Source organism: Synechococcus sp. GFB01, from assembly GCF_001039265.1.
Taxonomy (GTDB): domain Bacteria; phylum Cyanobacteriota; class Cyanobacteriia; order PCC-6307; family Cyanobiaceae; genus NIES-981.
The window spans coordinates 12,915-36,184 of the sequence record NZ_LFEK01000110.1 but is presented as its reverse complement, the minus strand read 5'-3'; the positions used below and the strand labels follow the sequence as shown (position 1 = coordinate 36,184).

Genomic DNA, 23,270 nt, shown 5'->3' with positions numbered 1-23,270 from the left:
GGCTCACGATCAGGCGTTCATTCAAGACCGGTGAGGCCGGCTGGGACGGACCTGCTGCAGGGAAATTTCAAACACTTCCGAACCCTGGCGGGCCAGGGGCCAGCGCCGCAGCCAGCAGCGGTCGTGCCGATCGTCGATGCTGATCACCTGGTACAGCTGGGGGTCCGAGGCGATCTCGACACACTGTCCCTGGCGCACCGGGGAGTGTTGAGTGGAAAGGATGGTCATGGGGATGGCGACGGATCGGGGCGACCGATCGGAGCGATGTGCCCTCAGGGAACTTGGCGCCGTGAAGGAACGGCCTTAAGGGTTGCTTTCGATTTCTGCATCCACTCTGGCTCCTGCAGGCCNTGATGCGCCAGTGCATCGCGATTTGCGGACCTGATGGCTCCGATCAGAGGGTGCGCAGGCAGGCGGCAACGGCCTGCACTTCCGGCAGTGCATCGATCGCGGCCAGGGCCTCCTGGAAGTGGCCCTCCATCACCTCATGGGTGATCACCACGATCTCTGCTCCCGCGGCGGTGGCATCGAACTGCACGATCGACTGAATCGACACGCCGGCCTGGCCGAAGCAGGTGCCGATCTTGCCGATCACCCCTGGCTCATCGCCGGCCTGGAGCCGTACATAGTTGCGATGGCTGGTGATGGCGCTCTCCACGAGGCGACAGGTCCTCCAGCTGCCGGCTGCCAGGAGGGGATCCAGGCCGCCCGTGCCGCCTTCCGCGCCTCCGGTCGCCTGGCGGATGCCGGCGATGTTGAGGATGTCGGCCACCACCGCCGAAGCCGTGGGCCCGGCCCCGGCTCCCGGGCCGTAGAACATGACCTGGCCCACCGGATCCCCCTCCACCAGGATGGCGTTGTTGACGCCGTTGACTCCGGCCAGCGGGTGGCTCCTGGGCAGCAGGGTCGGNTGCACCCTCACATCGAGCAGCTGCTTGCCATCGGCGCTGCNGAGATGCTGCGAGACCGCAAGCAGCTTCACCACGTAACCCAGCTTGGCGGCATAGGCCACATCCCTCGTGTCGAGCTGGTCGATTCCCTCCGTGGGGATCGCCTGCCGGCTCACGGGACCGCCATAGGCCAGGCCAGTGAGGATGGCGATCTTGTCGGCGGCGTCGCCACCCTGTACATCGGCGGCGGGATCCGCTTCGGCATAGCCCAGCCTCTGGGCGTCAGCCAGCACATCGGCATAGGCCGCGCCCTCCTCGGCCATGCGGCTGAGGATGTAATTGGTGGTGCCGTTGATGATGCCGCTCACCCGCTGGATGCGGTTCCCCCCCAGCGACTGCTTGAGGGGCTCGATGATCGGGATGCCGCCACCCACGGCGGCCTCGATCAGCACATACACGCCCTTCTCGGCGGCGGCGGCGGCGATCTCCTCGCCGTGACGGGCGATCACGGCCTTGTTGGCCGTGACCACCGACTTGCCGGCGCCGATCGCCCGCAGGATCAGGGAGCGGGCCGGCTCCAGTCCCCCCATCACCTCCACCACGATGTCGACCGCCGGATCGTCGACGACGGCCTCGGGGTCGGTACTGATCAGTTCGGCTGCGATCGCCAGAGGGCGAGGGCGAGCCGGATCGCGTACGGCAACGCGTCGCAGGGCCAGCTGCCCCACCAGAGGATGGCGACCCTCCGGGGTGGCCAGGATGCCCGCGACTCCCGCTCCCACCGTGCCCAGGCCCAGCAGGCCGATCCCGATGCTCATCGCCGCGCTCCCCGCAGTCGCCGGATCCTAGAAATCGGCCGGCCTGGCTTCCGCGACGCTGCCGGTCAGCGTCCTGGCCTGGGTCTGCATCATGCGCAGGATGTTGAGAAAGCCGTTGGCCCGGGAGGGGGTGAGGCTGGCCTGCAGCCCCGTGGCGGCGATGAAGGAGGGGTCGATGGCGGCGGCCTGCTCGGGGGTGAGCCCCTCCATCCCCTCGATCAGCAGGGCCAGCAGCCCCTTGGTGATCGCCGCGTCGGAATCGCCCTGCCAGTGGAGCTTGCCCCCCTCCAGCTGGCCCACCACGTACACCTGGGACACGCAGCCCTTCACCTTGAAGGCGTCGGTGCGGAACTCCTCGGGCAGCGGTTGCAGCTTCTTGGCGAGCCAGAGCACGTATTCGTAGCGCCGCTTCGGATCGGCGGTGCCGCCCAGCCGGGCCACGATCTGATCGAGGGCCGGGCTGCCGGTGCTGGGGCCTGCCATCAGCGACGGCGCTGCAGGATGACCCCCAGGCTGCAGAGACCGATCAAGGCCAGGCCGAGCCCCCCGGAGACGGGGGAGCTCCAGGGCCGGGCCGGCGGGTTGAGGCGTCTGGCATGCCCTGCAGGGGCGGCCGCTGGCAGTTCGAGGTAATCGCGGTGGCCAGCACCGCGGTCCACCTGAACCTCCCAGTCGGAGGTGGCCTGGTTGGGGAGGCTGAATCGCAGCCGTCCCTCGGCATCGGTCTGTCCGATCTCGATCGGCTCTCCCCCCGGGGGAATCAGGCGCACCACGGCGGCGTCGGCGGGCTCACCGGTGCCGAAGCGGCTCTCGAGCAGCAACTGGTCGTTGAGCTCGGCAACGCGCTCGAGGCTGCTTTCGATGGCGTGGGCGCTCGCCGGGGGTGGTCCGCTCACCAGGGCGGCAGCGAGGGNCAGACCAGCCGCCATCAGGGTGGCGGCGAAGCGCAGAGACTTGCGCATGGCACTCAGGAATCCTTCCAGCGACTCTGGCTGGTCTGGCCGGCCTGCACCATCCGAACCATCGAACTCATCATCATCGACAGCGCGTCATGGTTGTCGCCCCGGGCCTGGAGCTCGGCTTCCAGAACCTTGTCGGCGGCGCTGCTGCCGGCGGAGAGGAGGCTGGCCCGATGGTTCGACCCGGATTGAAGCGCGAGGTTCAACGGAACAGCGGCAGCACTGGAGGGCATCTTCGCAAACCTGAACCCTGGCCGCGCGGAGCGTGAAGCGATTGTCAAGCTTGGCGGTTTCGGTCTGGAGGCCCGCCGCACCACCGCAGGCCGGTCTCGCAGATCCAGCCATCGAGCGGCACATCCCAGGGATCCCTCGGCAGCTCCGCCCCGCAGCAGGCGGACGGCAGCACCGCCAGCGCGGGTGGGCGACGCCAGCCTGCGCTGGCCCGCAGCCGGTCATACCAGCCGCCGCCGNNNTAGCCNAGCCGGATGCCGCTGGGGTCGATGGCGAGCGCNGGGATCAGCAGCAGACTCAGCTGCCCCGGGCCCAGCTCGCCTGCCTCGGGGGGNAGGGGCCGGGATGCCACAGGCGTCGGCGGTGAGGGCTGGCCGGGCTGCCAGGGGCGGTACACCAGTTGGCGGGTGCTGATCGCCGGCAGGGCCGCAGCGGTGAGTCGAGCCAGGGGCCGCAGATCCAGCTCCCCCTCCAGCGGCCAGTAGAGCCCCACAGGGTCGAGCGGGCCCACAGCGGCCAGGTCCTGCAGCAGGGCCTCAGCTGCTCCCAGCACAGCGGCCTCGATGCGGGAGCGGTCGCCATCGAGGGCGGCGCGGCGCCGCTCCCGGTACAGCCGCCTGAGTTCGGCCTTGGGGGCAGACCGGTTGGTGCTCATCGTTGACTCAGCGCTGGAACCAGCCGGTGAGGGCGGCGGCCAGGGCATCGGCGGCATCGTCGGGNCGGGGCGGCTGCTCGAGCTCCAGCTCACGCATCACCGCCGCCAGCACGTCGTCCTTGTCGGCGTGGCCGTTGCCCGTGAGGGCCTGTTTGATCTGCATCGGCGGGAACTCCGCTACCGCGATGCCCAGGCGAGCCAGGGTCATCAGCAGAACTCCCCTGGCCTGCACCACGNCGATGGTGGTGCTGGAGCGGTAGAAGAAGAACTTCTCCACCACCGCCAGAGCGGGGCGCCAGGTGCGTACCAGCAGCCTCAGGTCACGGGCGATCTCCACCATCCGCTCGCCCTCGCTGCGGCCTGGGTCGGTGCGGATGATGCCGCAGTCGAGCAGTCGCTGCCGGCCTCCGGGATGCGGATCGATCTCGATCAAGCCGTAGCCCACCCTGGCCAGACCAGGGTCGAGGCCGAGGATCCTCATGGGGTTCCCGGCCGCGACATCAAGCGGCCAGGGCCAGCTCGAAGGCGCTGCGGTCGGTGCTCTCCGGACGGTCGAACACCTTGCAGAACACCTTCACCACCCGATCGCCCGAATCGATCTGCTCCAGCGGGTCCTTGCGCAGGCGGTGGCGCAGGCAGCAGGCGGCCACCCGGGCAACGTCGTCTTCGCTCACCTCGGTGCGGCCCTCGAAGGCTGCCAGGNCGCGGGCGGCCCGGTTGGTCACGATGTCGCCGCGCAGGCCGTCCACATCCAGCTCGCCGCAGATGGCGCTGATGCGGATGCGCAGATCATCGTCGATCTGCACCTGGGGCAGGCGCTGCTGGGCCTCCACCACCCGGGCCTGCAGGGCGTCCTGGCCGGGCTGCACGCCGATGTTGAAGGCGTCGGGATCGTTGTCGAAGGAGGTGCGCTGGTCCACCACCTGCACACGCAGTTCGGGGTCGCGCACGGTGCGCACCTCCACGCTCATGCCGAAGCGGTCGAGGAGCTGGGGACGCAGTTCACCTTCCTCGGGATTGCCGGAGCCGATCAGCACGAAGCGGGCAGGGTGGCGCACGCTCACCCCCTCGCGCTCCACCGTGTTCCAGCCGGAGGCGGCCGAATCCAGCAGCACGTCGACGAGGTGGTCGTCGAGCAGGTTCACCTCATCCACATAGAGCAGGCCACGGTTGGCCTTGGCCAGCAGGCCCGGCTCGAACGCCCGAACCCCTTCGCTGAGGGCCTTCTCGATGTCGATGGTGCCGCAGAGGCGGTCTTCGGTGGCGCCCAGGGGCAGGTCCACCATCGGCACCTGGCGCTTCTCGACGGGCAGCTGCTCGCCCTGCTCGAGCCGTTGGCGCACCTCGGCGCTCTGCAGGTCGGGATCGGTGGGGGAGCTGTTGTAAGGGTCGCCCGCCACCACATCGATCTCGGGCAGCAGATCGGCCAGGGCGCGGATCGTGGTGCTCTTGCCCGTGCCGCGGTCACCCATGATCATCACGCCGCCGATGCGCGGATCGATCACGTTGAGCAGCAGGGCCAGCTTCATCTCCTCCTGCCCGACGATCGCGGTGAAGGGATACACCCTGCGCTGGCGGGCTGACATCAGAGAGACGGGGCGGGCTGATCGGGGGATTGTTTCACAGGCGCTCCTGACGCTCCTGGCGTCGGCACGGGCAGCAGGCTGAGTGCCTGGGGCGGGGTGGCATCGGCCGGATAGATCAGCCGCACCCGCAGGCTGCGCTGGGCGCCGGGAGCCAGACTCACCGTGCCAAGGGCCGGCCCCGGCTCGCCGGCCCGCTGCACGAGATGGAAACTCCGGCGGGCAGACGGCCGCCCGTCGGGATCATCCAGGCCGCTCACCTCCACCGTGCCGCGGAACATCACAGCCCTGGAGGGCTGGCTGTTGAAGCGCAGGCCTCCGAGCGGCTGGTCGTGCTTGAGCGGGGATTCCAGGGCCAGCTGCAGCTGCACGGGCCGGGAACCGGTGTTGCGCAGCGGCAGGGTGAGGTCGTATTCGACGCCGTAGTTGCCATGGGCTGCCCAGNCGGTGCCGGGGTAGAAGGCCTTGAGCTCAGCCGTCTGCACCTGGCCGGTGCCCAGGGTGCCCCGCTCCAGGGAGGCGATCGGCCAGGAGATGGGGGCCGCCGAGGTGCTGAGCCAGCGACTGCCGGAGTCGGTGATGGTGCCGCGCCACAACCTGCCGATCTGCACCCCGCTGACGCGGGAGTAGATCAGCTTGCCCGGGGCGCCGCGCGGTGTGGGCTGGTGCTCCCTGGGACTGAGCCCGCCCTCCAGTAGCCGGGCCCAGGTCTCGACCGGGGGCGGACCGTCGCCGGGTCCGAAGGCCGCCAGGGTGGCCAGGCTGATCGGGCCACTGCTCTCGAGCCGCAGCTGCAGGTTGCGGCCATTGAGCAGGGGATCGAGTCCCCGCACCGGCAGGGGCAGCACCAGCAGGGTGGTGAGCCGGTCGGCAGGCAGGGTCCAGNCTGGAGGGGATCTCAGGGCTGCGCTGGCGGTCCAGCAGCTCGGTGGCCACCCGGCTGCCGGGGCCTGAATACACCGGTGTGGCTGTCTGGGTCAGCAGCGGTGGCAGTGGCAGGAACGGCGCCCCAGCCATGGCCGGATCGAGCGACTGAGACAGGGCGGTGGAGCCTGCCAGCAGGCGCAGGTTCACCGGTGCGTCGCCGCGCGGCCGGGCCACCACCGCCAGCCAGAGCGTGGAATCCAGGCTCTCCGGTCTGCCTGCATACACGTGGTGGCTGAACAGATCGAAGCGGCCTGTGAGCGGCACATCCAGATGGGCCGTCGGCACGCCACGACCGGTGCCGGGGAAGGTGGAGAGCAGGATTCCCGCTTCGGTGATCAGTTCCGGGTTGTTGTCATTGACCATCAGAACGCCGTCCAGACCGCCGGGCAGCGGGGCCACGGTCTGGCGGCGCAGTTCCGTGGCTGGTGCCGGAGCGGGTGCAGGTGCTGCCCCAGGGGGCTGGGCCGGCCCGGTCGGGGCGGCGAAACCAGGGCTGGAGGGCAGGANCCAGGGNCAGCAGGGAGGCCGCGGCAGTCAGAGCTCGTATCGTCATCGTTGGGCCACCAGGGTGCGAGAGACCTCTGCCGCCATGGCCCGGATCAGATCGGTGGAGCGGGGGTCATTGAACGGGCCTTTCACCATGAACGCGGCCACCGCCCTCTGGCCGTTGGGCAACTGGATCAGACCGGCGTCGGCATAGGCGATGCCGATGTCGCCCGTCTTGTTGTACACGGTGATGCCCTGGCCCAGCAGTTCGGAGTCGGGATCGGAGCTGTCCTTGCCGAGCCCCTGCAGCAGGCCGCGGGGGATCAGGGTGTTCGTGCGGGAGGTGCCCATGATCTCGCGGAACAGATCCCGGGCCCGTGGACCGAGCTTCTGTCCGGTGTCCACCAGGGCGATCGAGCGGGCCAGATCGCGGCTGCTGGTGGTGTTGGTGCCGTCGAGGTCAGGCAACCAGTTGTTGACCACCGTGGCGCTCAGTCCGAGGCTCAGGAAGCGCTGGTTGAGCTTCTGCTTGCCGCCGAGACGCTTGATCAGCAGGTTGGTGGCGCTGTTGTCGCTGACCCTGATCATCTCGGTGGCGGCCTCGAAGAACGGGAAGCGGGTGCCNAACGGCCTGTTGGCCATCCAGCCGGCGCCGCCGCCCACCACCTCCTTGGTCAGCGACAGGGGTTCATTCCAGCGCAGCCGGCCGCTGTCGAGTTCATCAAGACCCACCAGCAGGATCGGCGTCTTGATGGAACTGGCCGCCGGCAGCGGAAGGTCGGGCTTCAGCTGAGCGAAGCGGCCGTCATCCAGCACCAGCAGAAAGGCCGATGCGGTGAGGTCCTTCTGGCCCGCCGCCAGCTGAGTCCAGCGTTGACTGAGGGCCGTCAGCTCCGTTCGCTGCTCGAACTTCCCCAGGTCGAGGCCGCGGCGGCTGAGGCTGGGGACTTCTGCCGGGTCCNGTTCGAGCCGGGAGATCTGGCTGGCGCCCTTGGCCAGATGGGGTGCGAGCAGCTTCAGGCCGGTGCCGGCGAGCACGCCCAGGCCCACCCCCATCACGGCCAGCCGCAGCACCAGCAGGAGGGGCTGGATCCAGCCGCGACGGGGGGTGCGGGAAGGTCGACCGGTGTTCAATGGCCCGTGGGCTCGCTCCCCCCGACGCTAAGAGGGGCCCGTCTGCTGCGCACCCGGGGTGCCGGCGGTCTGACGGCTGGCCCAGCGCAGCTGGCGCACCATGCCCCGCAGCAGCGCCACCTCCGAACTGCTCAACTGGGCCCGCTGCAGCAGAGCGCGCAGCTTGGCCAGGCGGGCATGGGCGGTGTGGGGATAGAGGAAGCCGACCGCCAGCAGCAGGGCCTCGGCATCGCTGAACAGGCCTTCCAGCTCGTCGCGGCGGCTGGGTTCCGGCAGGGCCTCGGCAGGAGGAGGAGGAGCTTCGCGCTTCCGGCACTGATGCAGGGCATGCAGCACCACGGCCGCGGCATGGGAGAGGTTGAGGGAGCCGTAGTCGGGGCCGGTCTCGATCCGCAGCAGACGTCCAGCCTGCAGCAGTTCGTCGTTGCTCAGACCCCGGTCCTCCCTCCCGAACACCAGTGCCCTCGCTGCCTGCTCCGGGCCGGGCTGGTGCGCCTGGGGGGCGGCAGGCTCTGCCAGCAGCCATTCCAGTGGGCCTGGCAGCGGCAGCACGGGGAGTGGTTCACCGGCGCAGCGACCCGTGGCTGCCACCACCCGGCGGCAATCCGCCAGAGCTTCCGCCAGGCTGTCGAAGCGCCGGGCCTGTGTCAGCACCGATCCGCCATGCATCGCCATCTGCCGGGCCTCCTGGCCGTTGGGGTCGCAGCGCGGCGCCACCAGCCTCAGCTCGTTCACCTCGAAGTTGGCGCACAGGCGGGCCACGCTGCCCACGTTGCGGGCGCCGGCCGGCTCAACCAGCACCACCACCACGGCTGCCGTCGTGCTCACACGAGAGCGTTGAGGAAGGCGAGCAGGTCAGCCATCGCCTGGGGATCCGGCTGAAAACGGGGCATTGGTGGCGTGCGGCCGCTCACCACCTGCTGGATCAGCTGTCGCTGGCTCTTGCGCTCCGAAACACCATGCAGGTTGGGCCCCACCAGGCCCTGGGCCGCCATGCCGTGGCAGCCGGCACAGTTGAGCCGGAAGAGCTGTCCTCCTCGTCCAGCCGAACCCTTCAGCTCCAGGGTCTGGCGAGTGTAGAGATCGGTGTGGGCAGCCGGAAGCATCACCAGCACCAGCACGATGCAGGCGGCAGCGGCAGCCAGCACCAGTCCCGCCACCAGGCCGCGGCGGCTCGGCGGGGCCGTTGCCGCATCGGCTTCGGGGGTGTCGGATCGTGCAGCGCTCAGGTTCACAGTCGGACAGCTCAGTTCGCGGTGGGTTCGAGCTCGTGGAAGAATTGTGGCCTGCCCATCAACGCGATCCCGTCATGATCGAACCCCTGCTCTGCGGCATCGTGCTCGGCCTGATCCCCGTGACCCTGCTCGGGCTGTTTGTGGCAGCCTGGAATCAGTACCGCCGCAGCAGCGTTCTCGGCGGTTGACCCCAGATCCGCCCCGGCCCCTGGGTCGAGCTCCAGCAGCACCAGCGCGGTGCCGCCATAGCGCCGCTGGCTCCGCAGACGCCAGCCGGCCGGCGGATCCGGCACCAGGCTTACCGCGCATTCCCAGATCAGCGTGCCACCGGGCCTGAGCAGGCCTCCCCAGCGCACACCATCGGCGATGGCGGCGTAGAGATCTGAAGCGTAGGGCGGATCGACGTAGATCAGATCGAACTCCGTGCGAGCCGCGCGCTGCAGCCAGTCCCGCACCTCGGCCGTGTGCACGGCCACCTGCGCAGGCCTGGAGAGTCCGCGCCGCACGGCATCGAGATTGGCTCTCGCCGTTGCAGCGATGCGGCGGTCCTGGTCGATCGCCACCACGCTGGCCGCACCCCGCTGGAGTGCCTCGCAGGCCATCACGCCACTGCCACAGCAGAGGTCGAGCCAGCGGCAGCCCGGCAGATCCGCCGCCAGCACGTTCATGACGGCCAGTCTCACCCGCGAACTGGTGGGCCTGGCCCGATCCCCCGGTGGGCTCTGCAGCCGCCTGCCCCCGCTCAGGCGCAGGCTCATGGCTTGCGAGCCTGGTCGTGATCGAGCCAATGCAGCCAGCGCCGCAGGATCGCCTGACCGTGGGGACCTGATTTCTCCGGGTGAAACTGGCAGGCACCGATGCAGCCCTGCCACACCGCGGCGGTCACGGTGGTGTCGGCAAAGGTCGCCTTGGCGGTGGTGCAGGCCGGCTGGTTTGGCACCGCTGCGTAGGAGTGAACGAAATACACCCATGTCTCCGGAGTGTCGGCGGGCAGCAGCGGACTGGGGCTGGCCGGCAGCAGCGGCTCCCAGCCCATGTGGGGAATCGGGTGGCCGGGTCGGCGTGGCAACGCCTGTACCGTGCCGGCCAGCACGCCGAGACCGGCAGCCTCGCCTTCCTCACTGCGCTCGAACAGCAACTGCAGGCCCAGGCAGATCCCCAGCAGCGGTTTGCCCGCGTCGCACCAGTGGCGGATGGACGCGGCCAGGCCGCTCTGATCCAGACGCTCCATGGCCGGATCGAAGGCCCCCACACCCGGCAGGATGAGGGCATCGCACCCCTCCATGCCGTCGGCTTTCAGCACCGGCACCAGCGTGGCACCCAGCCGTTCGAAGGCGCGCTGCACGGAGTGCAGATTGCCCATGCCGTAGTCGATCAGGCCGATCCGACTCATGGTCAGGGCTCGCTGGTGCAGGGTTGACGCTGGCCAGGATGGTCGAGGGCTTCGCTGGGGGNCAGATCCAGCCCATTGAGGTGGTCGAGCAGCTGATACAGCCGACCTATGCGCCGCTTGTCGAAGTGGAAGCGCAGGCTGGGGCGCAGCAGCCCGGCTTCGTCCACCGTCTCGCTGGCCTGGATCACACCCTCATCCACCAGATCATCGAAGCGGTGGTTGAGCTCCTCGAGCTGCGCGCCGGTCAGCGGCACGTTGAGCACCAGTTCGATCCGGTCCTCGCCGAGCCTGGCCGAATGGAACACCCGGTAGAAACGGCTGATGTGGGCCACGGCCTGGCAGGCATCCTCGGCCTCCAGAACCAGCGAGGAATCCTCCGGCGAGATCAGACCGCGGCTGGCCATGAAGCGCTCCACGATGCGGCGCCATCCCCCCCAGAAGTTGTCCCCCTGAGGCGCCAGCAGCACCACCGGGATGGGCTGGGTGCGGCCGGTCTGGATCAGGGTGAGCGCCTCGAAGAGCTCATCGAGCGTGCCGAAGCCCCCGGGTAGCACCACGACGGCATCGCTCTCGCGCAGAAAGAACAGCTTGCGCGTGAAGAAGTAGCGGAAGTGGAGCAACCGCCCCTCGCAGCTGCTCACATAGCGGTTGGGATGCTGCTCGAAGGGCAGATCCACGTTGAGGCCGATGCTTTTTTCGCAGCCGGCGCCGCGATTGGCCGCCTCCATGATCCCGGCCCCCGCGCCGGTCATCACTTCGAATCCGGCCTGCACAGCCTGGCTGGCCAACTCCTCGGCCAGGGTGTAGCAGGGATCGCTGGCGATGGTCCTGGCCGAGCCGAACACCGTGATCTTGCGAACCTGCCGGTGGGGCTGGAACACAGCCAGGGCATCATTGATATCACCGAGAGCGTCGCTGATCAGGCGCCACTCATCGGCTCCTCGTTCGCGGCGGCTGAGCTGGAGGAGCGCCACGAGCGAACGCTCGATCTGGCGGCGCTGGGGGTGTCCCTCGAGCTGCAGGGCCAGAGCCTGCAGAGGACTGCGGCCCAGGTCTGACGTGGAGGCGCTTGGGGCGGGAATCTCGGAACTCAGATGCTCTCGGATCTCAGAGGTATTTGGAGATCGTGCCCGACAGGGTGGTCTTGGGCACGGCGCCGACCACGGTGTCGACCTTCTGGCCACCCTTGAAGACCATCAGGGTGGGGATGCTGCGGATGCCGTACTGGCTGGCCACGTTGGGATTCTCGTCGGTGTTCAGCTTGAACACCTTGATCTTGCCCTCGAATTCCTTGGCGATCTCGTCGACGATCGGGGCCACCATGCGGCAGGGTCCGCACCAGGGAGCCCAGAAGTCGACCAGAACGGGCATGTCGCTCTTGAGAACGTCTTGCTCGAAGGAGGCGTCGGTGACCGCGGCAGCGCTGGACATCCTTGTTGGCGACAGGGTTTAGCGGAATCTAGCAAGAGGTGGTGGCCTCCACCCCAGCGCCCCTGGAAGCGTTGCAGGCCGTGATCTGAGCCGCCCCGACCGGAAGAGAGAAGGCCCGGGGATGCCGGGCCGGAGGTGTGAGGAGTGTGTGAGCCGTAAAGCCCCCACATCCACACGATAGGAGGCCTACTTACCCATGCCCAGTTGCTGGGCCTTCTGATACACCTTGCCTTCCGTGAGCAGCGACGGGGCGACCACCACCTCCACCTGCTGCATCTCCTTGAGGGTGCGGGCGCCGAGGGTGCCCATCGAAGTGCGGATGCAGCCCAGCAGGTTCTGGGTGCCATCGTCGAGCGAGGCGGGGCCGCGCAGGATCTTCTCCAGGCTGCCGGTGGTCCCCACCTTGATGCGGGTGCCGCGGGGCAGCACCGGGCTGGGGGTGGCCATGCCCCAGTGGAAGCCGCGGCCGGGGGCCTCGGCGGCGCGGGCGATCGGCGAGCCGATCATCACGGCGTCAGCGCCGCAGGCCAGGCACTTGCAGATGTCACCGCCGGTGACGATGCCCCCGTCGGCCACGATCGGCACGTAGCGGCCGCTCTCGTTCATGTAGTCGTCGCGGGCGGCGGCGCAGTCGGCCACCGAGGTGGCCTGGGGGATGCCGATGCCGAGCACGCCGCGGCTGGTGCAGGCGGCGCCGGGGCCGATGCCTACCATCACGCCGGCGGCGCCGGCCCGCATCAGCTTGAGGGCCACGTCGTAGGTGACGCAGTTGCCGATGATCACCGGCACACCGAAATCGCGGCAGAGAGCCTCCAGATCCAGGCTCTCCTGCCCTTCAGACCCGATGTGCTCGGTGCTGACCACGGTGGCCTGCACGAAGAACAGGTCGGTGCCGGCCTCGGCGATGGCCTCGCCGAACCTCAGGGCCGCCACNGGCGTGGCGCTCACCGCGGCGATCCCGCCCCGCTCCTTGATCTCGGCGATGCGCCTGTGGATCAGGTCTGCACGCACCGGCTGGCTGTAGAGCTCCTGCATCAGCGGCACGAACTCCTCCTTGCCCACCGCAGCGATGCGATCCAGGGCCGGATTGGGGTCGTCGTAGCGGCACTGCACCCCCTCCAGGTTCAGAACCCCGAGGGCGCCCTGCCTGCTGAGCTCCACGGCCATGCCCACGTCCACCACACCGTCCATGGCGCTGGCGATGATCGGGATCTCCCGTTGGATTCCGCCCAGGGTCCAGCTGCTGTCGGTCACCGCCGGATCCACCGTGCGTCCTCCGGGCACCAGGGCGATCTCATCGATGCCGTAGGCGCGGCGGACGACGCGGTTGCGACCGAGCTGGATGTTCACCGGAGCTGTGCGTATTCGGGCCACGGTATCAATCGGCCCGAACGCCTTCCGTCTTATCCCAGGAAGTCCTGGCGGCGCTTCTTGAGATCGTTGATGAGCTGTTCGCGCTCACTGCGCCGCACCAGCTTGGGCACGCCGTAGCGGAGCAGCCAGATCAGCCCCACCAGCTCGAGCAGGCCCGGCACAAGCGGCAGGCTGTCGATCGCACCCAGCAGTGAGCTGTAGATGCGCAGCAACAGCAGCACACCGATCAGGGCGGCGATCGCCGTGAGGGGGGTGCGGGCCTGGCTCCAGATCTGCTGCAGCTGACCGCTGGACAGCCACTCGCGCATCTTGCCCACCAGCAGGGCCCACTCGCCACCCTCATCGCCGGCCATGCCCGCTTCCGCACCAGGCTCCAGCGGCGGAACCTCGATGGTCCTGGCGACAACCGTGGCGGCCTCGGCCTCGGCTTCGGCTGTTGCCATCGCCAGGTCAGGCGCCGGTTCGGGCTCCGGCTGAGGCTCNGGCTCGGTCTGGGNCTCCGGTTGGTCGGCTTGNCGACGGGGGCTCAGGGCTCGGCGCCGCCGAATCACCAGGCTCTGCGCTGGGAGGAGCGTTGGGCGTCACGCTCTCTGCAACGCCGACTTGGTCTGGGGCCTGAGGAGCGGGCTCAGCCATGGCCTCGGGCGTGGCCGCAGGAGTGGACTCGGGAGAGGGCTCAGGCACGGGCTTGGCGGTGTCGTCGGCCATGGCGGGCGGCCTGGCGGCAATGGGATTGAGCGGGAGCTTAAGTGTGATTCGCCGGACTGCCTGCTCAGAGATCGAGGGGCATCAGGGCCGGCCGGCGCGACAGCGGCATGGCTGGCAGCCGCAGAGGAAAGCGGTTCTGACGCAGCCGCTCCACCAGCTCGTCCGCGATGCTGCGGGCCAGCCGGGGCTGTGGGCCGGGGCGCAGCGGAGTTCCCGTCCGTCGAGCCGGAAGCTGCCGCGCTCCAGTTCGGCGTAGGTGATGCTGCCGAGGGCCGGTTTGACCCGTCGGGGGATCGCCAGGTCGAGCACCGGGGCCTCCAGAGCCTCGGGGCCGGCGGCGGCGGCCCTGGCGGTGCCGCCATCCAGCAGGGGGACCGGTGCCGCGACCGCCGTGATCAGGGCGCTGCCATGCCCCTCGAAGAAGCAGGGGCGGATCCAGCGGGGATCGAGATCATGCAGATCCGCAGCCACCGCGGCGCTTGCACCGGGACTGAGGGCATGGCCGCCGGGCTGGCGTCGGGGCTGGGGCTGGTGGCCGCTGCCGCTGCCGATCACCCACCCGACGGCGCCGGCCACCAGCACCGGCGAGCCCGGTCCCAGCAACTCCAGCCCCGGCATGGTGAGCCCGATGCTGCCGGCTCCAGCACAGGTGTAGAGGCCGTTCACCAGCGGGCCGAGCAGGCTGCCGCAGGCGGTGTGCAGGAGTCCCTCGGCGCTGCTCACGGCCACGACACCGTTTTCCTGGATCGCCCGATGCAGCAGCAGGCGGCCGCTGCCGATCTGCCCCAGACGCAGCTCACCATGCAGCTCCCGGCGTGGATGCTGGGCCGTGGTCTCGCCAATGCCGGCCACGCTCACCGGCTCTCCCGCCAGCAGGGCCGCCAGCACCTGGGCGCCTCCGCGGCAGTCTCCTTCGCCCACGCCACTGCTCAGACCACCCCCGATCGGCAGCACCAGATCGGCGGGGCCGCATCCCGCCAGGGCAGACACGCCGGCTAGCCGGACCGTGCGCAGCCGGATCGGTGGATCCGTGGGCCCCAGGCTCAGCACCAGGCTGGCCTGGTCGGTGAAGAGGGCCTCCGAGGCCACCACCACCTCGGTGGCGGCATAGGCCTCGGCCAGCCCGGCTTCGCCCACCAGGCGCCGGAAGTCGGCGGCGGTGCGCACCTGCAGTCGGCCCTGCTCCTGGCTGCGGCGCAGAGCGGCCTCGGTGCGCCGTGGCAGGGAGGGGGGGCTGGCCGAGCGTGGCGTCACGGCAGCAGGCAGCCCGGGGAGGTTTCGATAGAATCCCCTGGTTGACGACCCTCGTGCATGGCGGATCCCACCGGACCGATCAACCCCGGTGATTCCGAAGGTCCCGAGGGCCAGTCAGACGGCCGCATCATCCAGACCGATCTCCGCAACGAGATGTCGCGCTCCTATCTGGAGTATGCGATGAGCGTGATCGTGGGCCGGGCCCTGCCCGACGCCCGCGACGGTCTCAAGCCGGTTCATCGCCGCATCCTCTACGCGATGTATGAGCTCGGCCTCACCAGCGACCGCCCCTACCGCAAGTGCGCCCGCGTGGTGGGTGAGGTGCTCGGTAAATATCACCCTCACGGTGACACGGCGGTCTACGACGCCNTGGTGCGGATGGCGCAGGACTTCTCCCTGCGCATGCCGCTGATCGACGGGCACGGCAACTTCGGCTCGGTCGACAACGACCCCCCGGCCGCGATGCGCTACACCGAATCGCGGCTGCAGGCGCTCACCACCGACGCCCTGCTCGAAGACATCGAGAGCGAGACCGTCGACTTCGTCGACAACTTCGACGGCAGCCAGCAGGAACCGACGGTGATGCCGGCCCGCATCCCTCAGTTGCTGCTGAACGNCTCCTCCGGCATCGCCGTGGGGATGGCCACCAATATCCCGCCCCACAACCTCGGTGAGCTGCTCGATGGCCTGTTGGCGCTGATTGCCAACCCGGAGCTCAGCGACCGGGAGCTTCAGGCGATCATCACCGGCCCCGACTTCCCAACGGGCGGACAGATCCTGGGCCGCAGCGGCATCCGCGAGATCTACGCCACGGGCCGCGGCTCGGTGACGATGCGCGGGGTGGCGTCGATCGAGACCCTCGAGGTGCCGGGTCGCCCGGATCGCGACGCGGTGATCATCACCGAGCTTCCTTATCAGACCAACAAGGCTGCCCTGATCGAGCGGATCGCCGAGCTGGTCAACGACAAGAAGCTCGACGGGATCTCGGACATCCGTGACGAATCCGACCGTGACGGCATGCGCGTCGTGATCGAACTGCGGCGCGACGCCTACCCGCAGGTGGTGCTCAACAACCTGTTCAAGCTCACGCCGCTGCAGAGCAACTTCAACGCCTACATGCTGGCGCTGGTTGGCAGCGAGCCCGTGCTGCTCAACCTGCGGCGGATGCTGCAGGTGTTCCTCGACTTCCGCATCGAGACGATCGAGCGGCGCACCCGCTACCTGCTGCGCAAGGCGGAGGAGCGCGACCACATCCTGATGGGCCTGCTGGTGGCCCTCGACAACCTCGACGCGATCATCGCCCTGATCCGTGGGGCCGCCGACACCGCCGTGGCCCGCAAGGGACTGATCGAGCAATTCGGCCTGAGCGAGCTTCAGGCCGATGCCATCCTGCAGATGCAGCTGCGCCGACTCACGGCCCTCGAAGCCGACAAGATCCGGCTCGAGCACGAGGATCTGCTCGCCAAGATCACCGATTACAAGGACATCCTGGCCCGCCGCGAGCGGGTTCTCGGGATCATCACCGACGAGCTCGGGGCGATCCGCAGCCGTTACGACTCGCCCCGCCGCACCGAGATCCTCGATGTGGAGGGCGGTCTCGACGACATCGACCTGATCGCCAACGAGCGTTCGGTGGTGCTGCTCACCGGGACCGGTTATCTCAAGCGGATGCCGGTGAGCGAGTTCGAGGCCACCAGCCGCGGCACCCGAGGCAAGGCCGGCACCCGCAGCCAGGGCGAGGAGGCGGTGAAGCTCTTCATCAGCTGCAACGACCATGACAACCTGCTGCTGTTCTCCGACCGCGGCGTCGTCTACACCGTGCCCGCCTATCGGGTGCCGCTCTGCAGTCGCGCCGCCAAGGGCACACCGATCGTGCAGTTGCTGCCGATTCCGCGCGAGGAGCTGATCACCTCGTTGCTGGCGGTGAGCGAATTCACCGACGACGGCGTGCTCGTGATGCTCACCAGTGGCGGCTTCATCAAGCGCACCCGTCTTTCGGCCTTCGCCAACATCCGCTCCAATGGCCTGATCGCCATCGATCTGGTCGACGGTGATGCGCTCAGCTGGGTGCGTCTCGCCCTGCCCGGCGACAGTGTGCTGATCGGCTCGCGCCACGGCATGACGATCCACTTCCGCCTCAACGATGAGGAGCTGCGGCCGCTGGGTCGCACCGCACGCGGCGTGCGTGCCATGAACCTGCGGGATGGCGACTCCCTCGTCAGCATGGATGTGCTGCCGGCGGAGCTGGCCGATCGGGTGGCCTCCAGCGCGGCCAGCGACGAGGAGGAGGCTGACGAGGTGGCGCCCAGCGAGGGCCCCTGGGTGTTGGTGGCCTCTGCAAGCGGTCTGGGCAAGCGGGTGCCGGTGGATCAGTTCCGCCTGCAGAAGCGTGCCGGAATGGGTCTGCGTGCGATGAAGTTCCGCCGCGACGGCGATGCCCTGGTGGGGCTCAAGGTGCTGGGAGCCGGGGAGGAGTTGCTGCTGGTGAGCGAGCGCGGTGTGATCGTGCGCACCCAGGCCGATGCGGTGCCCCAGCAGTCGCGGGCGGCCACCGGCGTTCGCCTGCAGAAGCTCGATGCCGGCGATCGGCTGGCCGAGGTTGTGCTGGTGCCACCGGCCCCGGAGGAGGAGCCGGAGATGGATGACGCCGTCGCCTCGACCGATGGGCCAGCGGAGACCACCGAATCCTGACGCCCCCGCCGCCGCTGGAGGTGCTCGTGGTGGGCGGTGGGCCGGCGGCGCTCGCCATCGCCGCTGCCCTTGGGGAACAAGGTGTCGCCGTGGCCGTTCTGTCGGCGACGGATCCTCGCGATCCCTGGCCGAACACCTACGGCATCTGGGGTGAGGAGGTCGACTCCCTGGGCCTGGCCCATCTGCTCGAGCACCGTTGGAGCCACACGGTGAGCTATTTCGGCGCCGGTGCGGCAGATCCGGACGCACCGGCCAACGCCCCCACCATTCACGGCCGGGACTACGGGCTGTTCGACAAGCAGAAGCTGCAGCGGCACTGGCTCGAGCAGGCCGAGGCGGCNGGGGTGCGCTGGCTGCGGGGTGAGGCCCTGGCCCTGCGGATGGAGGGAGGGCTGAGTCTGGTGGAGTGTGCCGACGGTCAGTCGCACCGGGCCCGGCTGGTGGTGGATGCCACCGGCCACCGGCCGGTGTTCGTGCGGCGTCCGGATCGGGGGGCGGTGGCGGGCCAGGCGGCCTATGGCGTGGTGGGGCGATGCAGCTCGCCGCCCGTGCAGCCCGGTCAGTTCGTGCTGATGGACTACCGCTGCGATCACCTCGGCGACGCCGAGCTTGCCGGTCCGCCCACCTTCCTCTATGCCATGGATCTGGGCAACGACCGGTTCTTCCTGGAGGAGACCTCCCTGGCCCTGGCACCACCGCTGCCGTTCGAGACCCTCAAGGACCGCCTGCAGCGGCGCCTTGCCCACCGCGGCCTCACCATCACTGCCGTGGAGCACGAGGAGTTCTGTCTGTTTCCGATGAACCCTCCCCTGCCCGAGCTGGATCAGCCTGTGCTGGCCTTCGGTGGCGCGGCGGCGATGGTGCATCCGGCCTCCGGCTACATGGTGGGCTCGCTGCTGCGCCGGGCCCCCGGCCTCGCGGCCGCCCTGNCGTCCGCCCTCGCCGATCCGGCCGCCGATTCCGCGGCGCTGNCACGCTGCGNCTGGCAGGCCCTCTGGCCAACCGAGCTGCGCCGCCGGCATGCCCTCTACCAGTTCGGGCTGGAGAAGCTGATGCGCTTNCCAGAGGAGCAGCTGCGGGCTTTCTTTGCCAGCTTCTTCGCCCTGCCCAGTGGTCAGTGGTATGGCTTCCTGGCGAACACCCTCAGCCTGCCGGAGCTGGTCGCGGCGATGCTTCGCCTGTTCGTCACGGCTCCCTGGAGTGTGCGCGCCGGCCTGATCGGCTTGAAGGGCCGCGAGCCGGCCCTGCTGGCGCGGTTGATCTCAGGTTGATGGCTGCGCTGCGGTGGAGGGCTGCGCCGCGGCGGAGGCCGGCGGAGTGACCCAGTCGGCCGCATTCAGCAGCGGGAAGAGGCCGTCCTCCTGGCGCACGGCCTTCAACCACGTTGCCGGCAGTGCCGAGCCGCTGTTGATCGCCTCCAGCAGCCGCCAGAAGCGATCGAGATGGCGCTGGATACGCTCGCGGGCCAGCTCGGTGGTGGTTCCTGCCCGCAGGATGAAACTCCAGTCGGAGCTCTGGGCCAGCAGCAGTTCGCGGCCGGCCTGGGTGAGCAGTTCCCGCTGCTCCGCGGTGGCCACACCCTGGTTCACCCGGCGCACCATCGCCCGCGAGGCACGCAGCCATTCACCCACCACCCAGGCGTTGGTGTCATTGAGCCAGTAGTCGTGGTAGCCCCCNTGACCCCAGCTGCTGGGCGAGGGGCGGCACACCTGCAGGGGGCGGCCGCTGGCCAGCACCTGCCGCAGGCTGACCAGCTCCACGCCATGGCGTGACGCCCGATCGAACAGGGCCGCCAGGAAGCGGGGACCTTCAAACCACCAGTGACCGAACAGCTCGGCGTCAAACGGCGCCACCAGCAGGGGTGGTCGGTCCATCGAGCCGGCCAGGGCAGCCAGCTCTGCCGCCCGTCCCGCCAAGTAGTGGTCGGCATGCTGACCGGTGCGCTCCGCCGCCGCCATCGGGTCGTAGGGCTGTTTGCTCTCCAGCGGGCAGCCCTGGGCCGTGACCCGGTGCAGCTTCAGCCCCAGGGGGCGGCGGTCGGTGATGCCGNCTTCGCCGAGCTCGTCCTCGGGCAGATCCCAGCCGAGGTCGCGGTGGAATTCCCGGTAGGCGCCGTCACCGGGATAGCCCTCACGGGCACTCCAGACCGGCAGGGTGGCGTTGCTGTCACGCGCGAAGAAGGCCACCCCGGCGGGGGAGCAGACCGGCGCGAACACCCCGAAGCGGGGTCGAGGCAGGGCGTGCAGCAGCCCGTGACCATCGAGCACGGAATAGCGCAGGCCGACTGCGGCGAGTTGCTGATCCAGGCCTTCGTAGTAGGCGCACTCGGGTAGCCAGATGCCCAGGGGCCGCTCGCCCAGCTGACGCTCATGCTCCCGGATGGCCGTGAGCAGCTGGGCCCGCACGGCTTCCGGAACCTGCCGCAGCAGAGGCAGGTAGCCGTGGGTGGCCCCGCAGGTGATCAGATCCACCACCCCCTGCTGCTGCAGCCGGCGGAAGCGGGNCACCAGGCGCCCCTGGCATTCGCGCCACTGGCGCTCGATGCCGGCGAGCTGGGCGGCAAGGGCGGCGGCCGCGTCGGTCAGTTCGGCCGNCGCCCGATCGAGCAGCTGCTGGCGCTGTTCAAGCCAGGGCACAAGGCGCTGATTGAGTTCGTCGTCGGCGAGCAGGGAGAGCAGCGTGGGCGAGAGCCCGAGCGTCAGTCGCGGCGCCTGGGCAGGGTCGGCTGCTGCGGCTTCCAGCACCGCCAGGAGCGGCAGGTAGCACTCCTGGACCGCCTGGAAGTACCAGTCCTCCTCAAGGGAGCCTGGGGTTCTGGAGCGCACGTAGGGGAGATGGGCATGCAGCACCAGCGCCAGCTGTCCTGAGACCTGTTGCGCCGCGGCCATCGCCCATGCCCGTTGCAGTCACTGTAGGCGCAGTGTCCGGCCAGACCCTAGAATGGGTCTAACTCATAATCAATCCGCTTTAGGAGCCTATCGACCATGGCCCGCGACCCCGGTCGGGTGCTGATCTTCGACACCACCCTGCGCGACGGCGAGCAGTCGCCCGGTGCCAGTCTCAACCTCGAGGAGAAGCTGGCGATCGCCCAGCAGCTCGCCCGCCTGGGGGTCGACATCATCGAGGCCGGCTTCCCCTTCGCCAGCCCCGGTGATTTCAATGCCGTGCAGCGCATCGCCGAGACGGTGGGCACCCCCGAGGGGCCGGTGATCTGCGGCCTGGCCCGGGCCGCAGCCGGCGACATCAAGGCCTGTGCCGATGCGGTGGCCCCGGCGGCCCACCGGCGGATCCACACCTTCATCGCCACCAGCGACATCCACCTCGAGCACAAGCTCCGCAAGAGCCGCAGCGAGGTGCTGGCGATCACCGCGGAGATGGTCGACTACGCCCGCTCCCTGGTCGACGACGTTGAGTTCTCTTGCGAGGACGCCGGCCGCTCTGATCCGGACTTCATGTATCAGGTGATCGAGGCGGCGATCCGGGCCGGCGCCACCACGATCAACATCCCCGACACGGTGGGCTACACCACACCGGCTGAATTCGGCGAACTGATCGCCGGCATCAACGCCCATGTGCCCAACATCGATCAGGCGGTGATCTCGGTGCATGGTCACAACGACCTGGGCCTGGCGGTCGCCAACTTCCTCGAGGCCGTCAAGAACGGTGCCCGCCAGCTCGAGTGCACGATCAACGGCATCGGCGAGCGGGCCGGAAACGCCTCGCTGGAGGAGCTGGTGATGGCCCTGCACGTGCGCCGCAGCTACTTCAATCCCTTCCTGGGCCGNCGGCCGACTCCACCGAACCGCTCACCGGCGTGCGCACCGAGGAGATCACCAAGACGTCACGCCTGGTGAGCAACCTCACCGGCATGGCGGTGCAGCCCAACAAGGCGATCGTGGGGGCCAACGCCTTTGCCCATGAATCGGGCATCCACCAGGACGGCGTGCTCAAGAACCGCCTCACCTACGAGATCATCGACGCCCGCACCGTGGGCCTCAACGACAACCGCATCTCGCTGGGCAAGCTGAGCGGCCGCAGCGCCTTCCGGGCCCGTCTGGAGGAACTGGGCTATGAGCTCAGCCGTGAGGATCTCGATGATGCCTTCGCCCGCTTCAAGGAGCTGGCCGACCGCAAGCGCGAGATCACCGACCGCGATCTCGAGGCGATCGTGAGTGAGCAGGTTCAGCAGCAGGACGAGTGCACCTTCACCCTCAGGAGTGTGCAGGTGAGCTGCGGCACCGGTCTGCAGCCCACCGCCACCGTCACCCTGCTGAATGCCGATGGCGCCGAGCTCACCGAGGCGGCGATCGGCACCGGCCCGGTGGATGCGGTGTGTCAGGCGCTCAACCGCCTGGCCCAGGTGCCCAACGAGCTGGTGGAGTTCTCCGTGAAGTCCGTCACCGAGGGCATCGACGCCATGGGCGAGGTGACGATCCGGCTGCGCCAGAACGGCGTGCTCTACTCCGGGCACGCCGCCGACACCGACATCGTGGTGGCAGCGGCCCATGCTTTCGTGAATGCCCTCAACCGGCTGATCGCCGGCACGCGCAGCCTGCCTCTCCACCCCNAGAAGGCACCCNTGCCCACCTTGGGCGACCTGCCCCTGGCCGACAGGCCCCGGGTATGAGCCGCCAGCCTGCGAGCCAGTGATGGGTCAGCCCTCCTCCGGTGCGCGCCGCTCCCCCCTGGCGGCGGCCCTCCTCCTGGCGCTGCTGCTGCTGGTGGCCCTGGCGATGCTGGTGCCGCTGCTCTGGCTGGTGAGCACTTCGCTGAAGGGACCGGCGGAGGACATCTTCACCAGCCCACCGGCGCTGCTGCCGGCCCAGCCGAGTCTGGAGGCCTACGGGCGGCTGTTCGCCGACCAGCCCATGGGGCTGTATCTGCGCAACAGCGCCATCGTGAGCGCTCTGGCGGTGCTGGCCAATCTGCTGTTCTGCTCGCTGGCGGCGTACCCGCTGGCCCGGCTGCGCTTCGCCGGCCGGGGCCTGGTGCTGGCGCTGGTGGTGGCCACCATCCTGATCCCGTTTCAGGTGGTGATGATCCCCCTCTATCTGCTGATGGTGCAGATCGGCCTGCGCAACAGCCTCTGGGCGCTGATCCTTCCCCAGGCCGCCACGGCCTTCGGCATCTTCCTGCTGCGCCAGAGCTTCCTGGGGGTGCCGGTCGAGCTGGAGGAAGCGGCTCGCAGCGACGGCTGCACCCCCNTGGGGGAATGGTGGAACGTGATGATCCCCGCGGCCCGGGCCGATCTGATCACCCTGGCGATGTTCGTTTTCATCGGCACCTGGAGCGATTTCCTCTGGCCCCTGGTGATCCTGGATGATCCAAAGCTCTACACCCTGCCCNTGGGCCTGCAGCAGCTGGCCAGCAGCTTCTCGCTCGACTGGCGTCTGGTGGCCGCCGGATCGGTGATCTCGATCCTGCCGGTGCTGCTGCTGTTCATCGGCCTGCAGCGCTACATCCTCCCCAGTGCCAGTGGCGACGCGGTGAAGGGTTAGGCC

The 23,270-nt window shown here is 69.1% G+C and carries 23 protein-coding genes and 3 pseudogenes; 6 read left to right on the top strand and 20 right to left on the bottom strand.

Annotated features, from left to right (window positions below; translation table 11 throughout):
• Positions 1–21: 21 nt before the first annotated feature.
• The 12 genes and pseudogenes from SYNGFB01_RS10275 to SYNGFB01_RS10220 all read right to left on the bottom strand — a co-directional run bounded on the left by SYNGFB01_RS10275 (position 22) and on the right by SYNGFB01_RS10220 (position 8,918).
• Entirely contained in the window at positions 22–228 is a 207-nt protein-coding gene (locus tag SYNGFB01_RS10275) for a hypothetical protein (RefSeq protein ID WP_048017948.1), read from the bottom strand.
• Positions 229–394: 166 nt separating this feature from the next.
• A complete protein-coding gene (locus SYNGFB01_RS10270; RefSeq protein WP_048017947.1) occupies positions 395–1,708 on the bottom strand; it encodes a homoserine dehydrogenase in 1,314 nt (437 codons plus the stop codon).
• A 27-nt stretch (positions 1,709–1,735) separates the two neighbouring features.
• On the bottom strand, positions 1,736–2,191 hold the full coding sequence (locus SYNGFB01_RS10265) for a SufE family protein (RefSeq protein ID WP_048017946.1): 456 nt from the start codon (positions 2,189–2,191) through the stop codon (positions 1,736–1,738).
• Positions 2,191–2,670, bottom strand: coding sequence for a hypothetical protein (locus tag SYNGFB01_RS10260; RefSeq protein WP_048017945.1), 480 nt, complete (start codon positions 2,668–2,670; stop codon positions 2,191–2,193). The genes SYNGFB01_RS10265 and SYNGFB01_RS10260 overlap by 1 nt, the downstream gene beginning before the upstream one ends.
• A gap of 5 nt (positions 2,671–2,675) precedes the next feature.
• A complete protein-coding gene (locus SYNGFB01_RS10255; RefSeq protein WP_152669614.1) occupies positions 2,676–2,873 on the bottom strand; it encodes a hypothetical protein in 198 nt (65 codons plus the stop codon).
• Between the two features lie 71 nt (positions 2,874–2,944).
• Positions 2,945–3,553: a 5-formyltetrahydrofolate cyclo-ligase gene (locus SYNGFB01_RS10250; RefSeq protein ID WP_048017943.1), complete on the bottom strand. Its 609-nt coding sequence runs from the start codon at positions 3,551–3,553 to the stop codon at positions 2,945–2,947.
• A 7-nt stretch (positions 3,554–3,560) separates the two neighbouring features.
• Entirely contained in the window at positions 3,561–4,034 is a 474-nt protein-coding gene (gene ruvC / locus SYNGFB01_RS10245) for a crossover junction endodeoxyribonuclease RuvC (protein WP_048017942.1), read from the bottom strand.
• A 19-nt stretch (positions 4,035–4,053) separates the two neighbouring features.
• On the bottom strand, positions 4,054–5,139 hold the full coding sequence (bchI, locus tag SYNGFB01_RS10240; protein WP_369795542.1) for a magnesium chelatase ATPase subunit I: 1,086 nt from the start codon (positions 5,137–5,139) through the stop codon (positions 4,054–4,056).
• A pseudogene (locus tag SYNGFB01_RS10235) lies at positions 5,139–6,567 on the bottom strand (DUF3370 domain-containing protein). The gene bchI and the pseudogene SYNGFB01_RS10235 overlap by 1 nt, the downstream one beginning before the upstream one ends.
• A 45-nt stretch (positions 6,568–6,612) precedes the next feature.
• A complete protein-coding gene (locus SYNGFB01_RS10230; RefSeq protein WP_082325988.1) occupies positions 6,613–7,605 on the bottom strand; it encodes a serine hydrolase in 993 nt (330 codons plus the stop codon).
• Positions 7,606–7,710: 105 nt separating this feature from the next.
• The gene (locus tag SYNGFB01_RS10225; RefSeq protein WP_235300103.1) at positions 7,711–8,511 is read right to left on the bottom strand and encodes an RNA methyltransferase; all 801 of its coding nucleotides are present in this window, start codon (positions 8,509–8,511) and stop codon (positions 7,711–7,713) included.
• Entirely contained in the window at positions 8,508–8,918 is a 411-nt protein-coding gene (locus SYNGFB01_RS10220; RefSeq protein ID WP_369795541.1) for a c-type cytochrome, read from the bottom strand. Before SYNGFB01_RS10220 ends, SYNGFB01_RS10225 begins: the two co-directional genes overlap by 4 nt.
• A 74-nt stretch (positions 8,919–8,992) precedes the next feature.
• On the opposite strand from SYNGFB01_RS10220, the gene petG reads away from it, so the two are divergent.
• Positions 8,993–9,106 carry a cytochrome b6-f complex subunit V gene (petG, locus tag SYNGFB01_RS15600; protein ID WP_072061608.1) on the top strand — a complete coding sequence of 38 codons (114 nt, stop codon included), beginning with the start codon at positions 8,993–8,995 and terminating at the stop codon, positions 9,104–9,106.
• Positions 9,107–9,196: 90 nt separating this feature from the next.
• On the opposite strand, the pseudogene SYNGFB01_RS15595 reads toward petG, so the two are convergent.
• The 3 genes and pseudogenes from SYNGFB01_RS15595 to SYNGFB01_RS10205 form a co-directional block, all read right to left on the bottom strand.
• Positions 9,197–9,676 (bottom strand): annotated as a pseudogene (locus tag SYNGFB01_RS15595) (RsmD family RNA methyltransferase); the annotation flags it as partial.
• Positions 9,673–10,311 carry an imidazole glycerol phosphate synthase subunit HisH gene (gene hisH / locus SYNGFB01_RS10210; RefSeq protein ID WP_048017939.1) on the bottom strand — a complete coding sequence of 213 codons (639 nt, stop codon included), beginning with the start codon at positions 10,309–10,311 and terminating at the stop codon, positions 9,673–9,675. The pseudogene SYNGFB01_RS15595 and the gene hisH, both read right to left, overlap by 4 nt.
• A gap of 2 nt (positions 10,312–10,313) precedes the next feature.
• Positions 10,314–11,192 (bottom strand): TIGR00730 family Rossman fold protein, encoded by an 879-nt coding sequence (locus tag SYNGFB01_RS10205; RefSeq protein ID WP_235300102.1) that lies wholly within the window; start codon positions 11,190–11,192, stop codon positions 10,314–10,316.
• Between SYNGFB01_RS10205 and SYNGFB01_RS15590 the strand changes: the two genes are divergently transcribed.
• The gene (locus SYNGFB01_RS15590) at positions 11,178–11,369 is read left to right on the top strand and encodes a hypothetical protein (RefSeq protein WP_235300101.1); all 192 of its coding nucleotides are present in this window, start codon (positions 11,178–11,180) and stop codon (positions 11,367–11,369) included. The two genes, SYNGFB01_RS10205 and SYNGFB01_RS15590, sit on opposite strands and share 15 nt — an antisense overlap.
• Before the next feature lie 49 nt (positions 11,370–11,418).
• On the opposite strand, the gene trxA is transcribed toward SYNGFB01_RS15590, so the two are convergent.
• The 4 genes from trxA to SYNGFB01_RS10185 form a co-directional block, all read right to left on the bottom strand.
• Positions 11,419–11,742: a thioredoxin gene (trxA, locus tag SYNGFB01_RS10200; RefSeq protein ID WP_048017938.1), complete on the bottom strand. Its 324-nt coding sequence runs from the start codon at positions 11,740–11,742 to the stop codon at positions 11,419–11,421.
• Positions 11,743–11,928: 186 nt separating this feature from the next.
• Complete coding sequence (locus SYNGFB01_RS10195) at positions 11,929–13,092, bottom strand: GuaB3 family IMP dehydrogenase-related protein (RefSeq protein ID WP_048017937.1); 1,164 nt, start codon at positions 13,090–13,092, stop codon at positions 11,929–11,931.
• A gap of 53 nt (positions 13,093–13,145) precedes the next feature.
• Entirely contained in the window at positions 13,146–13,559 is a 414-nt protein-coding gene (locus SYNGFB01_RS10190) for a CAAD domain-containing protein (RefSeq protein WP_152669613.1), read from the bottom strand.
• A gap of 346 nt (positions 13,560–13,905) precedes the next feature.
• Positions 13,906–15,078, bottom strand: coding sequence for a homocysteine biosynthesis protein (locus tag SYNGFB01_RS10185; RefSeq protein WP_235300100.1), 1,173 nt, complete (start codon positions 15,076–15,078; stop codon positions 13,906–13,908).
• A 57-nt stretch (positions 15,079–15,135) separates the two neighbouring features.
• On the opposite strand from SYNGFB01_RS10185, the gene gyrA reads away from it, so the two are divergent.
• Entirely contained in the window at positions 15,136–17,769 is a 2,634-nt protein-coding gene (gene gyrA / locus SYNGFB01_RS10180; RefSeq protein WP_048017936.1) for a DNA gyrase subunit A, read from the top strand.
• Between the two features lie 14 nt (positions 17,770–17,783).
• A complete protein-coding gene (gene crtL / locus SYNGFB01_RS10175) occupies positions 17,784–19,040 on the top strand; it encodes a lycopene beta cyclase (RefSeq protein ID WP_082325981.1) in 1,257 nt (418 codons plus the stop codon).
• On the opposite strand, the gene SYNGFB01_RS10170 is transcribed toward crtL, so the two are convergent.
• Positions 19,032–20,657, bottom strand: a complete 1,626-nt coding sequence (locus SYNGFB01_RS10170; protein WP_048017934.1) for a glycoside hydrolase family 57 protein — start codon at positions 20,655–20,657, stop codon at positions 19,032–19,034. The genes crtL and SYNGFB01_RS10170 overlap by 9 nt on opposite strands.
• Positions 20,658–20,753: 96 nt before the next feature.
• On the opposite strand from SYNGFB01_RS10170, the pseudogene SYNGFB01_RS10165 reads away from it, so the two are divergent.
• Positions 20,754–22,396: pseudogene (locus SYNGFB01_RS10165) on the top strand (2-isopropylmalate synthase).
• A gap of 22 nt (positions 22,397–22,418) precedes the next feature.
• Entirely contained in the window at positions 22,419–23,267 is an 849-nt protein-coding gene (locus tag SYNGFB01_RS10160; protein WP_048017933.1) for a carbohydrate ABC transporter permease, read from the top strand.
• The last annotated feature ends 3 nt before the right edge of the window (positions 23,268–23,270 follow it).

What these genes read in the sequence shown, in the direction of transcription:
- petG (WP_072061608.1), top strand. Translation starts at nt 8,993, where the DNA reads ATGATCGAACCCCTGCTCTGCGGCATCGTGCTCGGCCTGATCCCCGTG.
- SYNGFB01_RS10275 (WP_048017948.1), bottom strand. Translation starts at nt 228, where the DNA reads ATGACCATCCTTTCCACTCAACACTCCCCGGTGCGCCAGGGACAGTGT.
- trxA (WP_048017938.1), bottom strand. Translation starts at nt 11,742, where the DNA reads ATGTCCAGCGCTGCCGCGGTCACCGACGCCTCCTTCGAGCAAGACGTT.
- hisH (WP_048017939.1), bottom strand. Translation starts at nt 10,311, where the DNA reads ATGAGTCGGATCGGCCTGATCGACTACGGCATGGGCAATCTGCACTCC.
- SYNGFB01_RS10190 (WP_152669613.1), bottom strand. Translation starts at nt 13,559, where the DNA reads ATGGCAACAGCCGAAGCCGAGGCCGAGGCCGCCACGGTTGTCGCCAGG.
- SYNGFB01_RS10265 (WP_048017946.1), bottom strand. Translation starts at nt 2,191, where the DNA reads ATGGCAGGCCCCAGCACCGGCAGCCCGGCCCTCGATCAGATCGTGGCC.